Below are 17218 nucleotides of genomic sequence, written 5' to 3'. Positions count from 1 at the left end.
ACGTGCTACGGCCATGTTGAACATCGGTGCAGGGCGCTCGCTTCACAGGCCTGCGTCACGCGCCGGGCCCGGCTGAAGGGCATGCGGACCAGCGCCGCCTCCAGAAATCACCGGAGACAGATCGCCATGGACAGGAATGAAGGGGGGGCGCGAAAAAACGTTTTGACACAGCCAGCGGCGTTCTGTAGTTACCGCCGCCACCTGGACGTCGCGCAGCGCAGGCGGCGGACCGGGGCAGTGCCGGGAGCGTAGCTCAATTGGCAGAGCAATGGACTCTTAATCCATAGGTTGTGGGTTCGATTCCCTCCGCTCTCACTGCGAGGCCCCTCCAGAAATGGAGGGGCCTTTTTGTTTTTCTGGCCCTCTGCCGTCCCGTGGACGTTTCACGGTAAGACGGTGCAGCGCACGACGAGGCAACCCGGGCGGGTGGCGAAACTGGTAGACGCGCCAGACTTAGGATCTGGTACCGCAAGGTGTGAGGGTTCGAGTCCCTCCTCGCCCATTTCGCGTTGACCCGTTCGTGCCTATCCCCTAAAGGCGCACGTCCCACTTTTCCGGCACCGCCCGAAACGACTGATTGTCCGGCGGCGGTGGCGAGCGAGGCCCGCATGAAGGTCCAGGTCGAAGAGCTTTCTCCCATTGAGAAGAAGCTCTCCATCGAGGTCGACGATGCCCGCGTGGCGGAGGAGCTGACCCGCGCGTACTCCAACCTGGGCCGCCAGGTGCGGCTGCCGGGGTTCCGTCAGGGCAAGGTGCCTCGCCGCATCCTGGAGCAGCGGTTCCGTGACCAGGTGGAGGACGAGGTCATCCAGCGCGTGGTGCAGAGCGCGTACGTGGAGGCCATCCGCGAGCACAACGTGGAGGTCGTCGCCACGCCGCAGGTGACCAACTCCGGCCTCAAGGCCAACACCCCGTTCACCTTCGAGGCCCGCGTCGAGGTGAAGCCCAAGGTGGAGGCCAAGGACTACGTCGAGCTGCCGCTGACGAAGTCCGACGCCGCCGTCACCGACGAGCAGGTGAACGAGCAGCTGGAGCGCATGCGCCAGTCGATGGCCCGGCTGGAGCCCGTCACCGACCGCGACACCGCCGCCTCTGGCGACTACGCCACCGTGGACTTCGACGCCACCGTGGACGGCCAGCCCTTCGCGGGCAGCAAGGCGGAGGGCATCACCGTGCAGGTGCAGCCCGGTGAGCTGGTGGAGTCCAAGATTGCCGCCCTGGAGGGCGTGAAGGTCGGCGAGTCCAAGGACATCGACTACGCCTTCCCGCAGGAGTACCAGGTGGAGGAGGTGCGCGGAAAGACGGCGCGCTTCCACGTCACGCTCAAGGGCGTGCAGAAGGAAATCGTCCCCGAGCTGAACGACGACTTCGCCAAGCAGACGGGCATCTCCCAGTCCATGGACGAGCTGCGCACCAAGCTCCGTGAGGACATGGAGAAGGCGCGCAAGTCCCAGGTGGAGGGCGAGGAGCGCGAGGCGCTGGTGAAGGCGCTGCTGGAGCGCAACACCTTCGACGTGCCCCGCGCCATGGTGGAGCGGGCCATGGACTCCATGCTGCGCGGCGCGCTGCAGCAGCTCCAGCGCTCCGGCGTGGACCCTCGCCAGCTCAACCTGGACTTCAACCGTCTGCGCGAGGACATGCGCGAGAAGGCCCTCCAGGAAGTGAAGGGCACGCTGCTCTTCGAGGCCATCGCTCAGAAGGAGGGCATCCAGGCCTCCGACGCGGACGTGGACGCCCGCATCGAGCAGCTCGCCACCGAGGCGGGCCAGCCCGTGGCCACGGTGCAGAAGTACTTCAAGGGCGCCGACGAGCGGCTCGGGTTGTCTCTCCGACTCCGGGAGGAAAAGACGATTGAATTCCTGAGGAGCCGGGCGAAGTATTCGTAAGGTTCCCTCACCGAGGTCGACATGCCCTTCATGCCCGTTCCCTACGTCATCGAGCAGACCCACCGGGGTGAGCGCTCGTACGACATCTACAGCCGGCTCCTGAAGGACCGCATCGTGATGCTGGGCACGGAGATCGACGATGACGTGGCCAACGTCATCGTCGCCCAGCTGCTGTTCCTGGAGTCGGAAGACCCGGACAAGGACATCAACCTCTACATCAACTCGCCGGGCGGGTCGGTGACGGCGGGCCTCGCCATCTACGACACCATGCAGTACGTGAAGTGTCCGGTGTCCACCATCTGCGTCGGGCAGGCGGCCTCCATGGGGGCCGTCCTCCTGCTCGCCGGTGCCAAGGGCAAGCGCTACGCCCTGCCGTCCAGCCGCATCATGATTCACCAGCCCCTGGGCGGTGTGCGCGGTCAGGCAACGGACATTGAAATCCAGGCGAAGGAAATCCTCCGGATGAAGGCGAAGCTCAACGAGCTCATCGTCAAGCACACCGGACAGTCCATCGAGCGTGTCGAGAAGGACACGGACCGCGACTACTTCATGGGCGCGTCCGAGGCGAAGGCCTACGGCATCATCGATGAAATCCAGAACCCCCGGAAGGTCGTGGGGCTGGGCAAGGAAGAGAAGAAGTAGGCGGATTGCCGAGGCTTCGGGGCCTCGGTTGGCAGCCGGAGCCGCGGGAATGCGCCCCCGCGACTCCGGCTTTCTGCTTTCTGCGTCACGGCACAGGCCCTGTTAAGTACCCGGAAGGCGCGTGGACGTTCCGGACGGGGGCTGACTAGATTGGTTCCGAGCCAGGAACGGGGTGGAGTTCGGGGTCGGGGGCCTTTCAGGCGCAGCGAGGGACGAAATGGCGGGCAAGAACGTGGAGAAGCGAGACAACCAGACCCTCTGCTGCTCTTTCTGTGGAAAGTCACAGAAGGAGGTCAAGAAGCTCATCGCGGGGCCAACGGTCTACATCTGCGACGAGTGCATCGGGTTGTGTAACGACATCATCGCGGAGGAGATTGACCGCGAGGAGACGAAGGACACCAAGCTGCGCATCCCCCGGCCCTCCGAAATCAAGGCGGTGCTGGACGAGTACGTGATTGGGCAGGAGCGGGCGAAGAAGACGCTCTCCGTCGCCGTGCACAACCACTACAAGCGCATCGAGTCCAAGGTCGCGATGGAGGACGTGGAGCTCCAGAAGAGCAACATCCTTCTGCTGGGTCCCACCGGTAGCGGCAAGACGCTGCTGGCGCAGACGCTGGCGCGCATCCTCAACGTGCCCTTCACCATCGCCGACGCGACGTGCCTCACCGAGGCCGGCTACGTGGGCGAGGACGTGGAGAACATCATCGTCAACCTGCTGCAGGCCGCCGACCACGACATCGAGCGGGCCCAGCGCGGCATCGTCTACATCGACGAAATCGACAAGATCGCGCGCAAGTCGGAGAACCCCTCCATCACCCGCGACGTCAGCGGCGAGGGCGTTCAGCAGGCGCTGCTCAAGCTCATCGAAGGCACGGTGGCCAACGTCCCGCCCAAGGGGGGCCGCAAGCACCCGCAGCAGGAGTTCCTGCAGGTGGACACCACCAACATCCTCTTCATCTGCGGCGGCGCCTTCGGCGGGCTGGACCAGGTGATTGAGCGGCGCATGGGCGGTCGCAGCCTGGGCTTTGGCGCGGAGGTGCAGTCCAAGAAGCAACGCAGCCTCACGGAGCTGCTCAAGCACGTGGAGCCGGAGGACCTGCTGAAGTTCGGCATGATTCCGGAGTTCATCGGCCGCCTGCCCATCATCACCGCGCTGGAGGAGCTGGACGAGGCCGCCCTCATCAACATCCTCAACCAGCCGAAGAACGCGCTCACCAAGCAGTACCGCAAGCTCTTCGAGCTGGACGGCGTGACGCTGAAGTTCACCGACGGCGCCCTCAAGGCCATTGCCAACGAGGCCATCCGCCGCAAGGCGGGCGCCCGTGGCCTGCGCTCCATCCTGGAGTCGGCCATGCTGGACGTGATGTACGAAATCCCGTCCCGCAAGACGGCCCGCGAGGTGCTCATCTCCGAGGACGTGATTCTCAAGAAGAGCGAGCCGGTGGTGCTGCACGCGCAGCCGGACAAGGAAGCCGCGGAGCCGAAGAAGGAATCCGCCTGACGCCTGGGCCCCTGTCTGGGGCCCCGGTGTCGCCTGATTGACGGGGCGCGTCACGGAGCCACCAGGTGGGGTCCGGGCGCGCCCCTTTCATCAGGGGAGGGGCCGGGCTGCGTTGGCCCCGCCACACTTTTTGTGGGACGGCCGGGGGCCTTTCTGTATGTGCTGGGCCCATGAGAAAGCTGCTCGTCCCCGCCCTGATGTCGCTCGCGGCGTGTGCCTCCCAGAAGGAGGCCGCGCGTGAGGAGCTGCCCGCGGCAGCCTCCGCGGCCCCCGTCCCTGAGGAGTCCCCCCGCATGTCACACCCGGCGACCCGGGCAGAGCAGGTTGTCGACACGTTGCACGGCGTCCAGGTGGCGGACCCCTACCGGTGGCTCGAGGACGAGAAGGCCCCCGAGGTCCAGGCGTGGATGGCGGCGCAGGACGCGCACGCCCGCGAGGCCCTGGCGAAGTTCCCCGGCCGCGAGGCGCTGCACAAGCGCTTCACGGAGCTGTTCTACACCGACTCCGTCTCCACCCCGTCGCGCCGCGCCGGGCGCTTCTTCTACGTCCGCACCCACAAGGACAAGGAGAAGGCCATCCTCTACTGGCGCCAGGGGGAGAGCGCGCAGGAGCAGGTGCTGCTGGATCCGAACGGCTGGAGCAAGGACGGCACCGTGTCCCTGGGGACGTGGGCCGCGTCCTGGGATGGCAAGAAGGTGGCCTTCGCCCAGAAGCCCAACGCCGCGGATGAGGCGGTGCTGCACGTCATCGACGTGGACTCCGGCGAGTGGTCCAAGGTGGACGTCATCGAGGGCGGCAAGTACGCCACGCCCAAGTGGACGCCCGACAGCAAGGGCTTCTATTACGAGTGGCTGCCCACGGACGCGTCCATCAAGGTGGACGAGCGCCCCGGCTACACCACCATCCGCTACCACGCGCTGGGCACGGACCCGTCGAAGGACCCGGTGGTGCACGAGCGCACCGGCGACCCGACGACGTTCCTCCAGAGCGACCTGAGCCGCGACGGCAAGTACCTGTTCGTCTACATCCTCCGCGGCTGGAGCGAGAACGACGTCTACTGGAAGCGCCCGGGTGAGAAGGACTTCCGCCTGCTGGTGAAGGGCGCGGGCGCCAAGTACGAGGTTCGCGCCTGGAAGGACCGCTTCTACGTCCTCACCGACGAGGGCGCCCCGCGCCAGCGCGTCTTCGAGGTGGACCCGGCGAAGCCGGCCCGCGCGTCGTGGAAGGAAATCGTCCCCGAGGACCCGTCCGCGTCCCTGCTGTCCGCCAACATCGTCGGCGGGCACCTGGCGCTGGAGTACCTCAAGGACGCGACGTCCGAGGTGCGCGTGGCCACGCTGAAGGGCCATCCGGTGCGCACGGTGCAACTGCCGGGCGTGGGCGCGGCGTCCAACCTGGTGGGCCTGGAGGACCTGGATGACGCCTATTACGTCTTCACGTCCTTCACCACGCCCCGTCAAATCTACAAGACGTCCGTCAGCACCGGGAAGTCGGAGCTGTGGGCCAAGGTGGACGTACCCATGGACCCGGCGCAGTACCAGGTCGAGCAGGTCTTCTATGCGTCCAAGGACGGGTCGAAGGTGCCCATGTTCGTGGTGCACCGCAAGGACCTGAAGCGTGACGGCAACGCGCCCACGCTGCTCTACGGCTACGGCGGCTTCAACGTGAACATGGAGGCCACCTTCCGCTCCAGCATCCTGCCCTGGCTGGACGCGGGCGGCGTGTACGCGGTGGCCAACCTGCGCGGCGGCGGCGAGTACGGCAAGGCGTGGCATGACGCCGGCCGCCTGGACAAGAAGCAGAACGTCTTCGACGACTTCCACGCGGCGGCCGAGCACCTGGTCCAGGCGAAGTACACGCAGCCCAAGCGGCTGGCCATCTACGGCGGCAGCAACGGCGGCCTGCTGGTGGGCGCGGCCATGACGCAGCGGCCGGAGCTGTACGGCGCGGTGGTGTGCGCGGTGCCCCTGCTGGACATGGTGCGCTACCACCTCTTCGGCAGCGGCCGGACCTGGATTCCGGAGTACGGCACGGCGGAGAAGCCCGAGGACTTCAAGACGCTGCACGCCTACTCGCCCTACCACCACGTGCGGCCGGAGGTGCGCTACCCCGCGCTGCTGATGATGGCGGCGGACCACGACGACCGGGTGGACCCCATGCACGCCCGCAAGTTCGTGGCGGCGGTGCAGAACGCGCCCGGAAACCCGGCGCCGGCGCTGCTGCGTATTGAAGCCAACGCGGGCCACGGCGGCGCGGACCAGGTGGCCAAGGCCATTGAGTCCAGCGTGGACCTGTATTCGTTCCTGTTCCATGCCCTGGAGGTCCAGGGGGCACAGGGTGGGGTGGCTGCGCAGGGCCGCTGACACCCCAAGCGGACGCCCGAGGGAGCCTCGGGTGTTCCCTTGATGGCACGACGCCGTTCCCCAATCTTGAGCCGGGGAACGGCGCCGCGAATCGCCGTGTTATAGAACTGCTGCATCCCGTACGAATGCTCGGCGAGCGAGCAGACGGGCAACTCTTCCAGGGGCCTGCAACTCCGACGGCCCGCAGGTGGCGGATACATGTTCTTCGGACGTGACGACAAGAAGGAAGCCCAGAAGCGGGGTCTGACGGTCCCGCTCTTGCCCCTTCGGGACATCATCGTGTTCCCGCACATGGTGGTGCCGTTGTTCGTCGGCCGGGAGAAGTCCATCGCGGCGTTGAAGGACGCGATGGCGCACAAGGGGCCGGACGACAAGGCCGTCATCCTGCTGGCCGCGCAGAAGAAGGCCAAGACGAACGACCCCACCCCCGACGACATCTTTCACTTCGGTACGCTGGGCCACGTCATCCAGCTCCTCCCGCTGCCCGACGGCACGGTCAAGGTGCTGGTGGAGGGCGTGCGCCGCGCCAAGGTGAAGAAGTTCCACCCCAACGACGCCTTCTTCATGGTCGAGGTGGAAGAGGTGGAGGAGCAGGCGGAGAAGACGGTGGAGCTGGAGGCGCTCGTTCGCAGCGTCCACTCCGTCTTCGAGGCCTTCGTCAAGCTCAACAAGCGCATTCCGCCTGAGATGCTGATGCAGGTGGCCAGCATCGACGACCCGGCGCGGCTCGCGGACACCATCGTCGCGCACCTCTCCCTGAAGCTGAACGACAAGCAGGCCCTGCTTGAGACGGAGTCCCCGGCCAAGCGCCTGGAGAAGCTCTACGAGCTGATGCAGGGGGAGATCGAGATTCTCCAGGTGGAGAAGAAGATCCGCACGCGCGTCAAGAAGCAGATGGAGAAGACCCAGAAGGAGTACTACCTGAATGAGCAGATGCAGGCCATTCAGAAGGAGCTGGGTGAGCGCGACGAGTTCAAGAACGAAATCCAGGAGATTGAAGAGAAGCTGAAGAACAAGCGGATGAGCAAGGAGGCCACGCTCAAGGTCAAGAAGGAGCTGAAGAAGCTCCGGATGATGAGCCCGATGAGCGCCGAGGCCACGGTCGTCCGCAACTACATCGACTGGATCATCAGCCTCCCCTGGTACGACGAGACCCAGGACCGCCTGGACGTCACCGAGGCGGAGACGGTGCTCAACGAGGACCACTACGGCTTGAAGAAGCCGAAGGAGCGCATCCTCGAGTACCTGGCCGTGCAGCAGCTGGTGAAGAAGCTCAAGGGCCCCGTGCTGTGCTTCGTGGGGCCGCCGGGCGTGGGCAAGACGTCGCTGGCGCGCTCCATCGCCCGGGCCACCGGCCGCAAGTTCGTGCGCCTGTCGCTGGGCGGCGTGCGGGACGAGGCGGAGATTCGTGGCCACCGCCGCACGTACATCGGCGCGATGCCGGGCAAGCTCATCCAGTCGCTGAAGAAGGCGGGCAGCAACAACCCCGTCTTCCTGCTCGACGAAATCGACAAGATGTCCACGGACTTCCGTGGCGACCCGAGCGCGGCGCTGCTGGAGGTGCTGGACCCCGAGCAGAACCACAACTTCAACGACCACTACCTGGACCTCGACTACGACTTGTCCAAGGTGATGTTCATCTGCACCGCGAACACGATGCACAACATCCCCGGTCCGCTGCAGGACCGCATGGAGGTGATTCGCATCGCGGGGTACACCGAGCCGGAGAAGCTCTCCATCGCCCGGCGCTACCTCATCCCGAAGGAGCAGGAGGCCAACGGGCTGGCGGACCTCAAGGTGGACATCTCCGACCCGGCGCTGCGGACCATCATCCACCGCTACACGCGGGAGTCGGGCGTGCGCTCGCTCGAGCGTGAGATTGGTGGCGTGTTCCGCAAGATTGCCCGCGACGTGCTGAAGAACGGCAAGCGGGACATCGAGGTGGACCGGAAGATGGCCATGAAGTTCCTGGGCACGCCCCGCTACCGCTACGGCGTGGCGGAGAGCGAGGACCAGGTGGGCATCGTCACGGGCCTCGCCTGGACGGAGCTGGGTGGCGAAATCCTCACCACCGAGGCCACGGTGATGCCGGGCAAGGGCAAGCTCATCATCACCGGCAAGCTGGGCGAGGTGATGCAGGAGTCCGCGCAGGCGGCCATGTCCTACGTGCGCAGCCGCGCCGAGCGCTTCGGCATCGACCGCAAGGCGTTCGAGAACTACGACATCCACGTCCACCTGCCGGAGGGCGCGATTCCGAAGGACGGTCCGTCCGCCGGCGTCACCATCTGCACCGCCCTGGTGAGCGCGCTCACCCGCGTGCTCATCCGCCGCGACGTGGCGATGACGGGGGAAATCACCCTGCGTGGACGGGTGCTCCCCATTGGCGGCCTGAAGGAGAAGACGCTGGCCGCGCACCGGGCGGGCATCAAGACGGTCCTCATCCCGAAGGCCAACAAGAAGGACCTGAAGGACATCCCGCTGAAGATTCGCAAGCAGCTGCGCATCGTCCCGGTGGAGTTCGTGGACGACGTGCTGCGCGAGGCGCTGGTGTTGGAGCGGCCGGAGGAGTTCGGCCGCAAGCCCGTCTCCGACGGTGGCAAGCTGGGCGCCGAGCTGCCGTCGTCGCCGGCCGTGGCTCCGGCCTAGCGGAGACAGACGGCACCCGGCGAGCCACCGCGCCCGCCGGGCCGCGCTGAAGGGAAGCCAGGACGCCGGACGACCGAGGTCGCCGGGTTCCTGGCTTCTCCCTTTTCGGGCGCCGGGAGCTTCGGGGTAGAAGGGTCCCTGGTGGCTCCGCGCGCTCGACTCCGGTGGTGGTGGTACCTGCTGGCCGTGTGGGCCGCGTCGTGTGGGCCGTGCGGCTTTCAGCCGGAGCCCGGCGTGAAGGTGGTGGTGCCGGCCATGCCCACCACGCTGGATTGGAGCCACTCGGACCCGGACAGCTGGGCGAACTACCCGGTGATGCTGGCCACGCAGCGTGGGCTCACGCAGCTGGGGCCGGACCATGGCGTGGAGCCGGGGCTGGCCGAGCGGTGGGAGCGCGTCACGGACGGGCAGGGGCGGGACGTCTATACGTTCCACCTGCGGCGAGACGTTCGCTGGTCCAACGGCGCACCGCTGGTGGCGCGTGACTTCGTCGTGGGCTGGCGGCGCGCGCTGCAGGGCCGCGAGCGCGGGGAGATGGCGGACCTGGAAGGGGCCTCCGAGGCGCTGGCGCTCCAGGAGCGGGGCGCGCCGGAGGCCGAGGTTCGCGCCGCGCTGGCGCGCGTGGGCGTGGAGGCCGTGGACGCGCACACGCTTCGGGTGACGCTGGCGCGGCCGCGCAGCTACTTCCTGGCGCGCGTGGCCAATGTGTACCTGTTCTATCCGGCGCCCTCGGCGGACCTGGAGGGGAAGTCGGACGAGGAGGTCCGGGACTACTTCGACCGTCCGCGGGATGGCCGGCCCCTGGCGCTGGGGCCTTACCGTGTCGAGCAGTGGGACCGCGCGGGGGAGCGGGTGCGGCTGGTCCTCAACCCGGCCTCGTCCTTTCCGCCGCCGATGGCAGAAGGGGAGGCGCCCGCTCCGGTCATCACCCTGCTGAAGTCGGAGATTGGCCCGGCGCTGTACGAGCGGGAGCGGGTGGACTTCGTCTTCGTGGACAGCGCCGCGGCGCTGCGCATCCACCGGCCGGACGACCTGCGCCGCGAGCCGCTGCTGTCCACGTACTTCCTGGCCTTCAACACGGAGAAGGCGCCGCTGGACAGGCCCGAGGTTCGGCGCGCGCTGGCTCGGGCGCTGGACCGCGAGGCGCTGCTGGCGGGGCTGCTGCCCGCGGCGCGGCCGTCTCATGTGTTGCTGCCGCCCGAGCTGCCGGGGGCCGCGACGACGGAGCAGGCCGCGCGGCTGCCAACCTATGCGCCGGAGCAGGCCCGCGAGGAGCTGGCGGGTGTGGCGGGGCTGGAGCGGCCGTTGCGGCTCGTCTACCGCTCCGGGGATGGCTTCGTGCCCGAGGTGGCCATCGCGGAGCGGTTGGCCGCGCAGCTGGCGCGCGTGGGCGTGCGGGTGGTGCTGGAGGCGCGCTCGGATTTCTCGGCGGAGCTTGCCCGGCGCTCCCCGCGGGGGCCTCGCACGTATGACTTGTACCTGCGGCGCCTGGGGGCGGATTACGCGCACCCGAATACGTTCTTCACGTTGTTCGAGCGCGAGGGCAACCACCAGACGGGCTGGGAGACGCAGGCGGACGGCGAGCCCATGGCGCGCTTCGAGCGGCTGCTGGAGGCGGGGGACGGCGCGCCGGACGAGGCGAGCGCCCGTGCGTCGTATGTCCAGGCGCAGGAGGTGCTGGTGGGGGAGCAGGCGGTGATTGCGCCCCTGTACCACCCGGACCGCTACTACCGCGCGCGTGAGCGGCTTCGCGGGCTGGACGTGGACCCCTTCAACTTCCTGGCGCTGCGCGCGCTGCGCTTGGCGCCGGCGGCGGATGCGTCCCGGGCGGGGGCGTCGCCGTGAGGGCCATCGCCCAGCGACTGTCGCGGCAGGTCGTCCTGGTGCCCGTCGTGGCCGTGGCGTCGTACTTCCTCATGGCGTCGCTGCCGCTGACCACGGAGACGGACGCGAAGCGGCAGGTGTCGCGTGAGCTCGCGGCCTCGTACCGGAGGGACTTGGGCATCGGCGAGCCGCTGGGCTTCCTGCGCCCGTGGGAGAAGCTCTTTCGCGGCGAGCGCCTGGGCACGAGCGCCCAGGGCATCACCGGCGATGAGCTGCTGACGAAGCTGTCCGGCAGCGTGGGCGTGGGCTTGATGGCGCTGCCGCTCGCGCTGACGTGGGCCCTGGGCTTTGCACTGCTGCGCACAGGGTGGCGCAAGGGACGCTGGGCCGCGCTCGGTGACGTGGTGCCCGCCGTGGCGTTCGGAACGCCCGTCTTCATCCCCGCGTTGTTGCTCGCGCCCGGTGTCGTCGAGCGCGGACATCTGCTGCCCGAGCTGTGCGCGGCGCTGGTGACGTCCATCTGGCCCGGCATCTTCCTGGGCACGCTGGTGGGTGACTCGCTGGAGGCGGAGTTGTCGCGCGACTACGTGCGCACCGCGCTGGGCAAGGGCCTGTCGCGCGCCGCGGTGCTGCGCCGCCACGTCCTGCCCAACGTGTGGCCCGCGATGCTGGACGCGGTGGGGCCCGTGGCCACGTCGCTGCTCGCCGGGTCCTTCGCGGCGGAGCGCGTCCTGGGCCTGCCGTACTTCGGCCAGCTCTACGTCCTCGCCGTGCTCAACAAGCAGGTGGCCGTCGTCGTCGTCGCCACCACCACCTTCGCGACGCTGCTCGTCGTCGTGAGCCTCGCGGTGGAGGTGCTGCGCTACGCCGTGGACCCGCGCTCCCGGGAGGGCTCGGCATGAGCCGCGTTCCCGCGCGCGCCCGCGTGGGCCTGGCGCTCCTCGTGGGACTGGGCCTGCTCAGCCTCGTGGCGGGGCGGCTCTTCCCGGAGGCGCTGGCCAGCACCTGTCCGCTGGGCATGGACCCCACGCGCCCGGACCGCACCGTGTGCGAGCTCGCCTTCGGTGGGCTCTGGGTCTCCCTCGCCGTGGGGCTCGCGGCGGGCGCGCTCTCCACGCTTTGGGGCCTCGCGGTGGCGGCCGTGGCGCGGCTGTCCGGTGGCGCGGTGGAGCAGACGCTGCTGCGCGCCGTGGACGCCGTCTTCGCGCTGCCGGACGTGCTGGTGGTGATGGTGCTCCAGCTCGCGGGGCAGTCGCTCTCCGACGCGGGCGCGGGCGGCGGCCTGGGCCCCTTCGGGTTGATGGTCGTCTCGCTGGCCCTGGTGGGCTGGGCCGGGCCCGCGCGCATGTTCCGCAACCGCCTGGCGACGCTCGAATCACAAGAGTACGTGGCCGCGTCCCGGGCGCTCGGCGGTGGGGGGCTGCACCTGCTGCGCGTCCACCTGTGGCCCGCGCTTCGGCCCTTCGCGCTGGCGGTGTTCCTGTCGCGGCTCCCCGCCGCCATCCTCACCGAGTCCACTGTGAGCTTCTTCGGCATCGCCCGGATGGAGCCCATGTCCCTGGGCCGCTACCTGGGCACCAGCTACGCGGCCCTCATCTACGAAGGCGGCGGCCGGGTGGTGCTGCCCGCATGGGCGCTGCTCGTGCTGCTGGTGCTCGGCGCCTCGCTCGCTTCCCAGGCGCTCTCCGGGGCACCGCGCCGGGCGTCCTGAAGTGGAATTCCCAACGTTGGGGGAGGGGTTCTCCTCACACGGAAACCTTTTGCCCACATCGGTGCCTCCATGTCCCTGACGCCTAGCGAAGAGCTTGCCACCTCCACCGAACTCGACACCCGCGAGCGCGAGGAGCGCTCGGATTTGCTCAAGCTGGAGCCCGCGCGCGGCGCGGTGCTTGTCGTCGAGGATGACCCTGCCCACCGCGAAATCCTGGTGGAGATGCTGGCGGGCTGGGGCTACGAGCCCTTGCCCGTGGGCAGCGCCGAGGAGGCTGAGTTCGCCGTGCGCAACAAGCGCATGGACGCCGCCATCGTCGATGTCTTCCTCCCTGGCCGCAGCGGCGCGACGCTGATGTCGCGGCTGCGCGAGCGCTTCCCCCAGTCCGTCCTCATCGGCGTCAGCGCCATGAGCGACGGGGCCATGGCGCGCAAGTGCAAGGGCTTGGGCGCGGACCTCTTCATCGGCAAGCCCCTGGACCCTGAGCGGCTGGCCGAGGCCCTCCGCTCCAGGCACACGAGCTGGCATTGAGGCCCCTCTGGCCAGGGGCGCCGGGGCGGGTTCCGGTTGCGCCATCCGCGTGAACGGTTGATGCTCCTGGGGTGAAGAACCTTGCTCCTGGCTTGCTGCTGGCCATGCCCCAGCTGGGCGACCCGAACTTCTACCGCTCGGTCGTCTTGATGCTGGAGCACTCGGAGACGGGCTCCATGGGGCTCGTCATCAACCGGGCGGCCCCCTTGACGCTCGGTGAGCTGGCGCGCGGGCAGAGCCTGGGCATCGCCGCCGGGCGGAAGGAGTACTCCGTCTACCTGGGCGGCCCGGTGGAGCCCCAGCGGGGCTTCGTCCTCCACGACGACACGGAGCAGCGGGAGAAGCACGCGGTGCTGCCCGGCCTGTTCCTGAGCGTGACGCTGGACGCGCTGGGCCCGCTGCTGACGAATCCAAACCCGCGCCTGCGCTTCTGCCTGGGGTATGCGGGCTGGGGGCCGCGCCAGTTGGAGAGCGAGATTGCCGCCGGCTCCTGGCTCTTCACCGAGGCCTCCGCGGAGGCGGTGCTCGGGCAGGAGCCGGCAAAGCTGTGGGACACGACGCTGCGAGGCATGGGGGTGGACCCCGCCATGCTGGTGATGGGAAGGGGAATGAACTGATGCTCGACGCCGAATTCATCCGGGCCCGCATCCTGGAGGCCCTGCCGGGCTCCGAGGTGGACGTGCGGGACTACACCGGGACGGGAGACCACTACGAGGCCCGGGTGGTGAGCCCTGACTTCGCTGGGAAAGCGATGGTGCAGCAGCACCAGCTCGTGTACGCGCCACTGCAGCAGTGGCTGAAGAGCGGCGAGCTGCATGCGCTCGCGCTAAAAACCTATTCTCCCGAGCAGTGGCAGAAGCTCGGGACTCGCTAGAAGGAGCGGCACCCATGACGCCTGAACTCAAGGCCCGGTTGGAGCAGGAGACCCGGTCGCACAAGATTGTCCTCTTCATGAAGGGCAACGCCCTCTTCCCTCAGTGCGGCTTCTCCGCGCGGGCGCTGCAGGTGCTGCAGCCCCTGGGGGAGGTCCACACGGTGGACGTGCTCGCGGACCCGGAGATTCGCCAGGGCATCAAGGACTTCACCAACTGGCCCACCATCCCCCAGATTTTCATCAACGGGCAGTTCGTCGGCGGCTCCGACATCCTCATGGAGCTGGCCGAGCGCGGTGAGCTGGCCGACCTGGTCGCGGGCAAGAGCCCGGCCTAGCGGACGGGGCCTCGGGGCGTGACGGGCGAGGGGGAGACCAATTCCCCTCGCTGCGGCTAGGATGGGAGGCCGCTGCCCCGAGGAACCGCCGTGGTCACCGCTACCCGTCAGAACACCCCCGAGAATCCGGACGAAGCCTCCGCCGAGGTGCCCACCGCGGCCCCCGCCGTCGAGGCGAACGTCCCCGTCGCAGAGCGCAACGCCGCCGTCCCCCTGACGGACACCGTGTCGCCGGCCCAGGCGCCGGGCGTGGTGGTGGACCCGGAGGACCTGGTCGACACGGCGAAGACGCCTACCCTCATGGACAAGGTGCAGCAGTTCCGCGCCCGCCATGAGAAGTGGGAGATGGCCGTCTTCTTCTTCGGCGGCTTCATCTACGACGTCCTCACCATCAGCCGCATCGATGACACGCTGACGCTGGGGCAGAACTTCGGCTACCTGCTGTTCCTCACGGGGCTGCTGCTGCTGGAGCAGCGCTACCCGGACGGCGTGGAGCCGCCGAAGTTCCTGCAGAAGGTCTGGCGCTGGCGCGAGGACGGCATCCACTTCCTCTTCGGAAGCCTGCTCAGCGCGTTCATGCTGCTGCTCTTCAAGAGCACGTCGGGCGCGCTGCCCTACCTGTTCGTGGTGGGCCTCTTCGCCCTGCTGGCGGCCAACGAGCTGCCCCTGTTCCGCAAGCTGGGCCCCGTCATGCGCATGGTGCTGCTCAGCCTGTGCGTGACGATGTACTTCGTCTGCCTGCTCCCGGTGGTGCTGGGGCGCATGGGCTTCTGGGTCTTCCTGCTGGCCGTGGCCCTGGGCTGCGCGAGCATCTTCGGGGTGATGCGCCTCATCCGGCGCTGGCGGCCGGACAACCGGTACGTGCTGCGCAACGTGGCCATCCCCGGCTTCGGCGTGCAGGCCGCGCTGCTGGGGCTGTACCTGGTGGGCGTGATTCCGCCGCTGCCGGTGGCCGTGCAGTTCGCGGGCATCTACCACCAGGTGGAGCGGGTGAGCCCGGGCGTCTACCACCTGTCCTCGGTGGACTCCGGTGCCTGGTACAAGCCGTGGACGTGGGGCGGGCCGGACTTCCTGATGCAGCCGGGAGACAAGCCCTACTACTTCTTCCGCATCTTCGCGCCGAAGCACTTCCAGTCGTACAAGGTCCGCGTGCGCTGGTACTTCGACGACCCGCGGAAGGGCTGGACGACGTACGGCAACGGCTTCATGGCCACCGTCAGCAGCAACGGCACGGACGGCGGCTACCGCTATTATGCGACGACGTCCAACCTGAAGCCCGGCGCGTGGCGCGTGGTGCTGGAGACGGAGGACGGGCACGAAATCCACCGTCTCAACTTCACCGCGGGGCCGGATGCGAACCCCGGGCCCCGCGTCTTCGACGTCGCCGTGTCCACGCTCAAGGACGTGAAGCCCCTGCCTCACGCGGAGTGGCAGGAGCGGGCCGCGTCCGCGGCGGCGAAGCCGAAGTAGCGCGCCTTACTTCTTCTTGCCCTTCCGGGCGGCCTTGTCCGCCGCCCAGAGGGACTTCATCCACGCCTCCACGTCCTTCGCCTTGCGAGGGATGTCGGCGGAGAGGACCTTGCAGCCGCGCGCGGTGACGACGACGTCGTCCTCGATGCGCACGCCGATGCCGCGGTAGCGCTTGGGCACGGTGAGGTCGTCCGTCTGGAAGTAGAGGCCGGGCTCCACCGTCAGCACCATGCCCGCCTGGAGCTTCCCGTACTTGTAGGCCTCCTGCCGCGCCTGGGCGCAGTCATGCACGTCCAGGCCCAGCATGTGGCTGACGTTGTGGAGCGAGTAGCGCTTGTAGAACTGGTGCTCGTCCTTGAGCGCCTCCTCGGCGTCCTCGAGGATGCCCAGGGCCTCCAGGCCCTCCGCCAGCACGCGCATGGCGGCGCGGTTGGGCTCCATGAAGTCGTTGCCCGGCTTCACCTCGGCGAAGGCCGCGTCCTGGGCCTCCAGCACCAGCTCATAGATTTCACGCTGCTCCTTGGAGAACTTCCCGGAGATGGGCAGCGTGCGGGTGATGTCCGCGGTGTAGAGCGTCTGGCCCTCCACGCCCGCGTCCAGCAGCAGCAGGTCGCCGGGGACGAGCGGCCCGTCATTGTGGTGCCAGTGCAGGATGCACGCATGGGCGCCGGAGGCGGCGATGGTGCGGTAGCCCACGTCATTGCCCTCCACGCGGGCGCGGAGGTTGAAGATGCCCTCCACGTAGCGCTCCGTCTTCGCCGTCTTCAGGCCGCGGATGACGTCCTCGAAGCCGCGCTGCGTGGAGTCGATGGACGTCTGGAGCTCACGCAGCTCCTGCGCGTCCTTGCGCAGCCGCATCTCCGACAGCGCCTGGGCCAGCCCCTTGTCCTGGCCCTTCTCACCCGGCTCCGCCACGGCGCCGTCTACCTTGGGTGACAGGCCGCGCAGCACGCGCGTGGGGCGGCTCGCCGCGCCGCCGAGGCCGGAGAGGAAGTCCGGCAGCTCGTTGAGGCCCCGGGCCTGGTCCACGCCGTAGCGCGCCTGGCTCTCCTTCACGCCCAGGCGAGGGCCTTCCCACAGCTCTCCCTTCACGCGGTCGGTGAAGAACGTGGCGTCGGTGCGGCCCGGGTTGGGCTCCACGAAGAGCACGTCGGTGTGGCCGCCCTTCTCCTTGGGCTGGAGGACGAGCACGCAGTCCGGCTCCAGGTTGCCGGTGAGGTAGTAGAAGTCGCTGCCCGGCCGGAAGCGGAAGTTGGTGTCGTTGGCGCGCACCTTCTCGTGGCCGGTGGGGATGATGAGCGTCTCACCGGGGAACAGCTTGGAGAGCGCGCGGCGGCGGGCCTTGAAGGCGTCCGCCTGCTTGATTTTCGGGGGCAGCTTCTTCGAGCGCGGCTTCCACGACTTCATCATGAAGTCGAGCAGGGCCGGCGGCGGC

14 protein-coding genes and 2 tRNA genes are annotated in these 17218 nt (G+C 68.4%); 15 read left to right on the top strand and 1 reads right to left on the bottom strand.

Annotated elements, in window-relative coordinates; all coding sequences use genetic code 11:
- The first annotated feature begins 242 nt into the window (after positions 1-242).
- The 15 genes from HV824_RS20030 to HV824_RS38060 all read left to right on the top strand — a co-directional run bounded on the left by HV824_RS20030 (position 243) and on the right by HV824_RS38060 (position 15783).
- A tRNA-Lys gene (locus tag HV824_RS20030) sits at positions 243-315 on the top strand.
- 105 nt (positions 316-420) lie between these two features.
- Positions 421-502: transfer RNA gene (locus HV824_RS20025), tRNA-Leu, on the top strand.
- Between the two features lie 106 nt (positions 503-608).
- The gene (gene tig, locus HV824_RS20020) at positions 609-1886 is read left to right on the top strand and encodes a trigger factor (RefSeq protein ID WP_176418801.1); all 1278 of its coding nucleotides are present in this window, start codon (positions 609-611) and stop codon (positions 1884-1886) included.
- A 21-nt stretch (positions 1887-1907) separates the two neighbouring features.
- Positions 1908-2528 (top strand): ATP-dependent Clp endopeptidase proteolytic subunit ClpP, encoded by a 621-nt coding sequence (gene clpP, locus HV824_RS20015; protein ID WP_011552098.1) that lies wholly within the window; start codon positions 1908-1910, stop codon positions 2526-2528.
- Positions 2529-2745: 217 nt separating this feature from the next.
- Positions 2746-4029, top strand: a complete 1284-nt coding sequence (clpX, locus tag HV824_RS20010; RefSeq protein WP_217917562.1) for an ATP-dependent Clp protease ATP-binding subunit ClpX — start codon at positions 2746-2748, stop codon at positions 4027-4029.
- 197 nt (positions 4030-4226) lie between these two features.
- Complete coding sequence (locus HV824_RS20005; protein WP_176418841.1) at positions 4227-6392, top strand: prolyl oligopeptidase family protein; 2166 nt, start codon at positions 4227-4229, stop codon at positions 6390-6392.
- Between the two features lie 198 nt (positions 6393-6590).
- The gene (gene lon, locus HV824_RS20000) at positions 6591-9038 is read left to right on the top strand and encodes an endopeptidase La (RefSeq protein ID WP_176418800.1); all 2448 of its coding nucleotides are present in this window, start codon (positions 6591-6593) and stop codon (positions 9036-9038) included.
- 138 nt (positions 9039-9176) lie between these two features.
- Positions 9177-10883: a peptide ABC transporter substrate-binding protein gene (locus tag HV824_RS19995; protein ID WP_176418840.1), complete on the top strand. Its 1707-nt coding sequence runs from the start codon at positions 9177-9179 to the stop codon at positions 10881-10883.
- A complete protein-coding gene (locus HV824_RS19990; RefSeq protein ID WP_176418799.1) occupies positions 10880-11764 on the top strand; it encodes an ABC transporter permease subunit in 885 nt (294 codons plus the stop codon). The genes HV824_RS19995 and HV824_RS19990 overlap by 4 nt, the downstream gene beginning before the upstream one ends.
- A complete protein-coding gene (locus HV824_RS19985; protein WP_176418798.1) occupies positions 11761-12573 on the top strand; it encodes an ABC transporter permease subunit in 813 nt (270 codons plus the stop codon). The genes HV824_RS19990 and HV824_RS19985 overlap by 4 nt, the downstream gene beginning before the upstream one ends.
- A 69-nt stretch (positions 12574-12642) precedes the next feature.
- Positions 12643-13104 carry a response regulator gene (locus HV824_RS19980; RefSeq protein WP_163782692.1) on the top strand — a complete coding sequence of 154 codons (462 nt, stop codon included), beginning with the start codon at positions 12643-12645 and terminating at the stop codon, positions 13102-13104.
- A gap of 71 nt (positions 13105-13175) precedes the next feature.
- A complete protein-coding gene (locus HV824_RS19975; protein WP_176418797.1) occupies positions 13176-13721 on the top strand; it encodes a YqgE/AlgH family protein in 546 nt (181 codons plus the stop codon).
- On the top strand, positions 13721-13978 hold the full coding sequence (locus HV824_RS19970; protein ID WP_176418796.1) for a BolA family protein: 258 nt from the start codon (positions 13721-13723) through the stop codon (positions 13976-13978). Before HV824_RS19975 ends, HV824_RS19970 begins: the two co-directional genes overlap by 1 nt.
- A gap of 14 nt (positions 13979-13992) precedes the next feature.
- The gene (grxD, locus tag HV824_RS19965; protein WP_176418795.1) at positions 13993-14313 is read left to right on the top strand and encodes a Grx4 family monothiol glutaredoxin; all 321 of its coding nucleotides are present in this window, start codon (positions 13993-13995) and stop codon (positions 14311-14313) included.
- Between the two features lie 90 nt (positions 14314-14403).
- Positions 14404-15783: a DUF2914 domain-containing protein gene (locus HV824_RS38060; RefSeq protein WP_176418794.1), complete on the top strand. Its 1380-nt coding sequence runs from the start codon at positions 14404-14406 to the stop codon at positions 15781-15783.
- A gap of 6 nt (positions 15784-15789) precedes the next feature.
- Here HV824_RS38060 and HV824_RS19955 read toward each other — a convergent pair.
- A partial coding sequence (locus HV824_RS19955) for an aminopeptidase P family protein (RefSeq protein ID WP_176424007.1) occupies positions 15790-17218 on the bottom strand: 1429 nt, incomplete at its 5' end.

Source organism: Myxococcus sp. AM009, from assembly GCF_013372605.1.
Classification (GTDB): Bacteria; Myxococcota; Myxococcia; order Myxococcales; family Myxococcaceae; genus Myxococcus; species Myxococcus vastator.
This window is presented reverse-complemented; position numbering and strand designations above follow the sequence as displayed.

Coding starts and splice junctions, on each gene's coding strand:
- tig (WP_176418801.1), top strand. CDS start 609: ATGAAGGTCCAGGTCGAAGAGCTTTCTCCCATTGAGAAGAAGCTCTCC.
- clpP (WP_011552098.1), top strand. CDS start 1,908: ATGCCCTTCATGCCCGTTCCCTACGTCATCGAGCAGACCCACCGGGGT.
- clpX (WP_217917562.1), top strand. CDS start 2,746: ATGGCGGGCAAGAACGTGGAGAAGCGAGACAACCAGACCCTCTGCTGC.
- HV824_RS20005 (WP_176418841.1), top strand. CDS start 4,227: ATGTCGCTCGCGGCGTGTGCCTCCCAGAAGGAGGCCGCGCGTGAGGAG.
- lon (WP_176418800.1), top strand. CDS start 6,591: ATGTTCTTCGGACGTGACGACAAGAAGGAAGCCCAGAAGCGGGGTCTG.
- HV824_RS19985 (WP_176418798.1), top strand. CDS start 11,761: ATGAGCCGCGTTCCCGCGCGCGCCCGCGTGGGCCTGGCGCTCCTCGTG.
- HV824_RS19980 (WP_163782692.1), top strand. CDS start 12,643: ATGTCCCTGACGCCTAGCGAAGAGCTTGCCACCTCCACCGAACTCGAC.
- HV824_RS19970 (WP_176418796.1), top strand. CDS start 13,721: ATGCTCGACGCCGAATTCATCCGGGCCCGCATCCTGGAGGCCCTGCCG.
- grxD (WP_176418795.1), top strand. CDS start 13,993: ATGACGCCTGAACTCAAGGCCCGGTTGGAGCAGGAGACCCGGTCGCAC.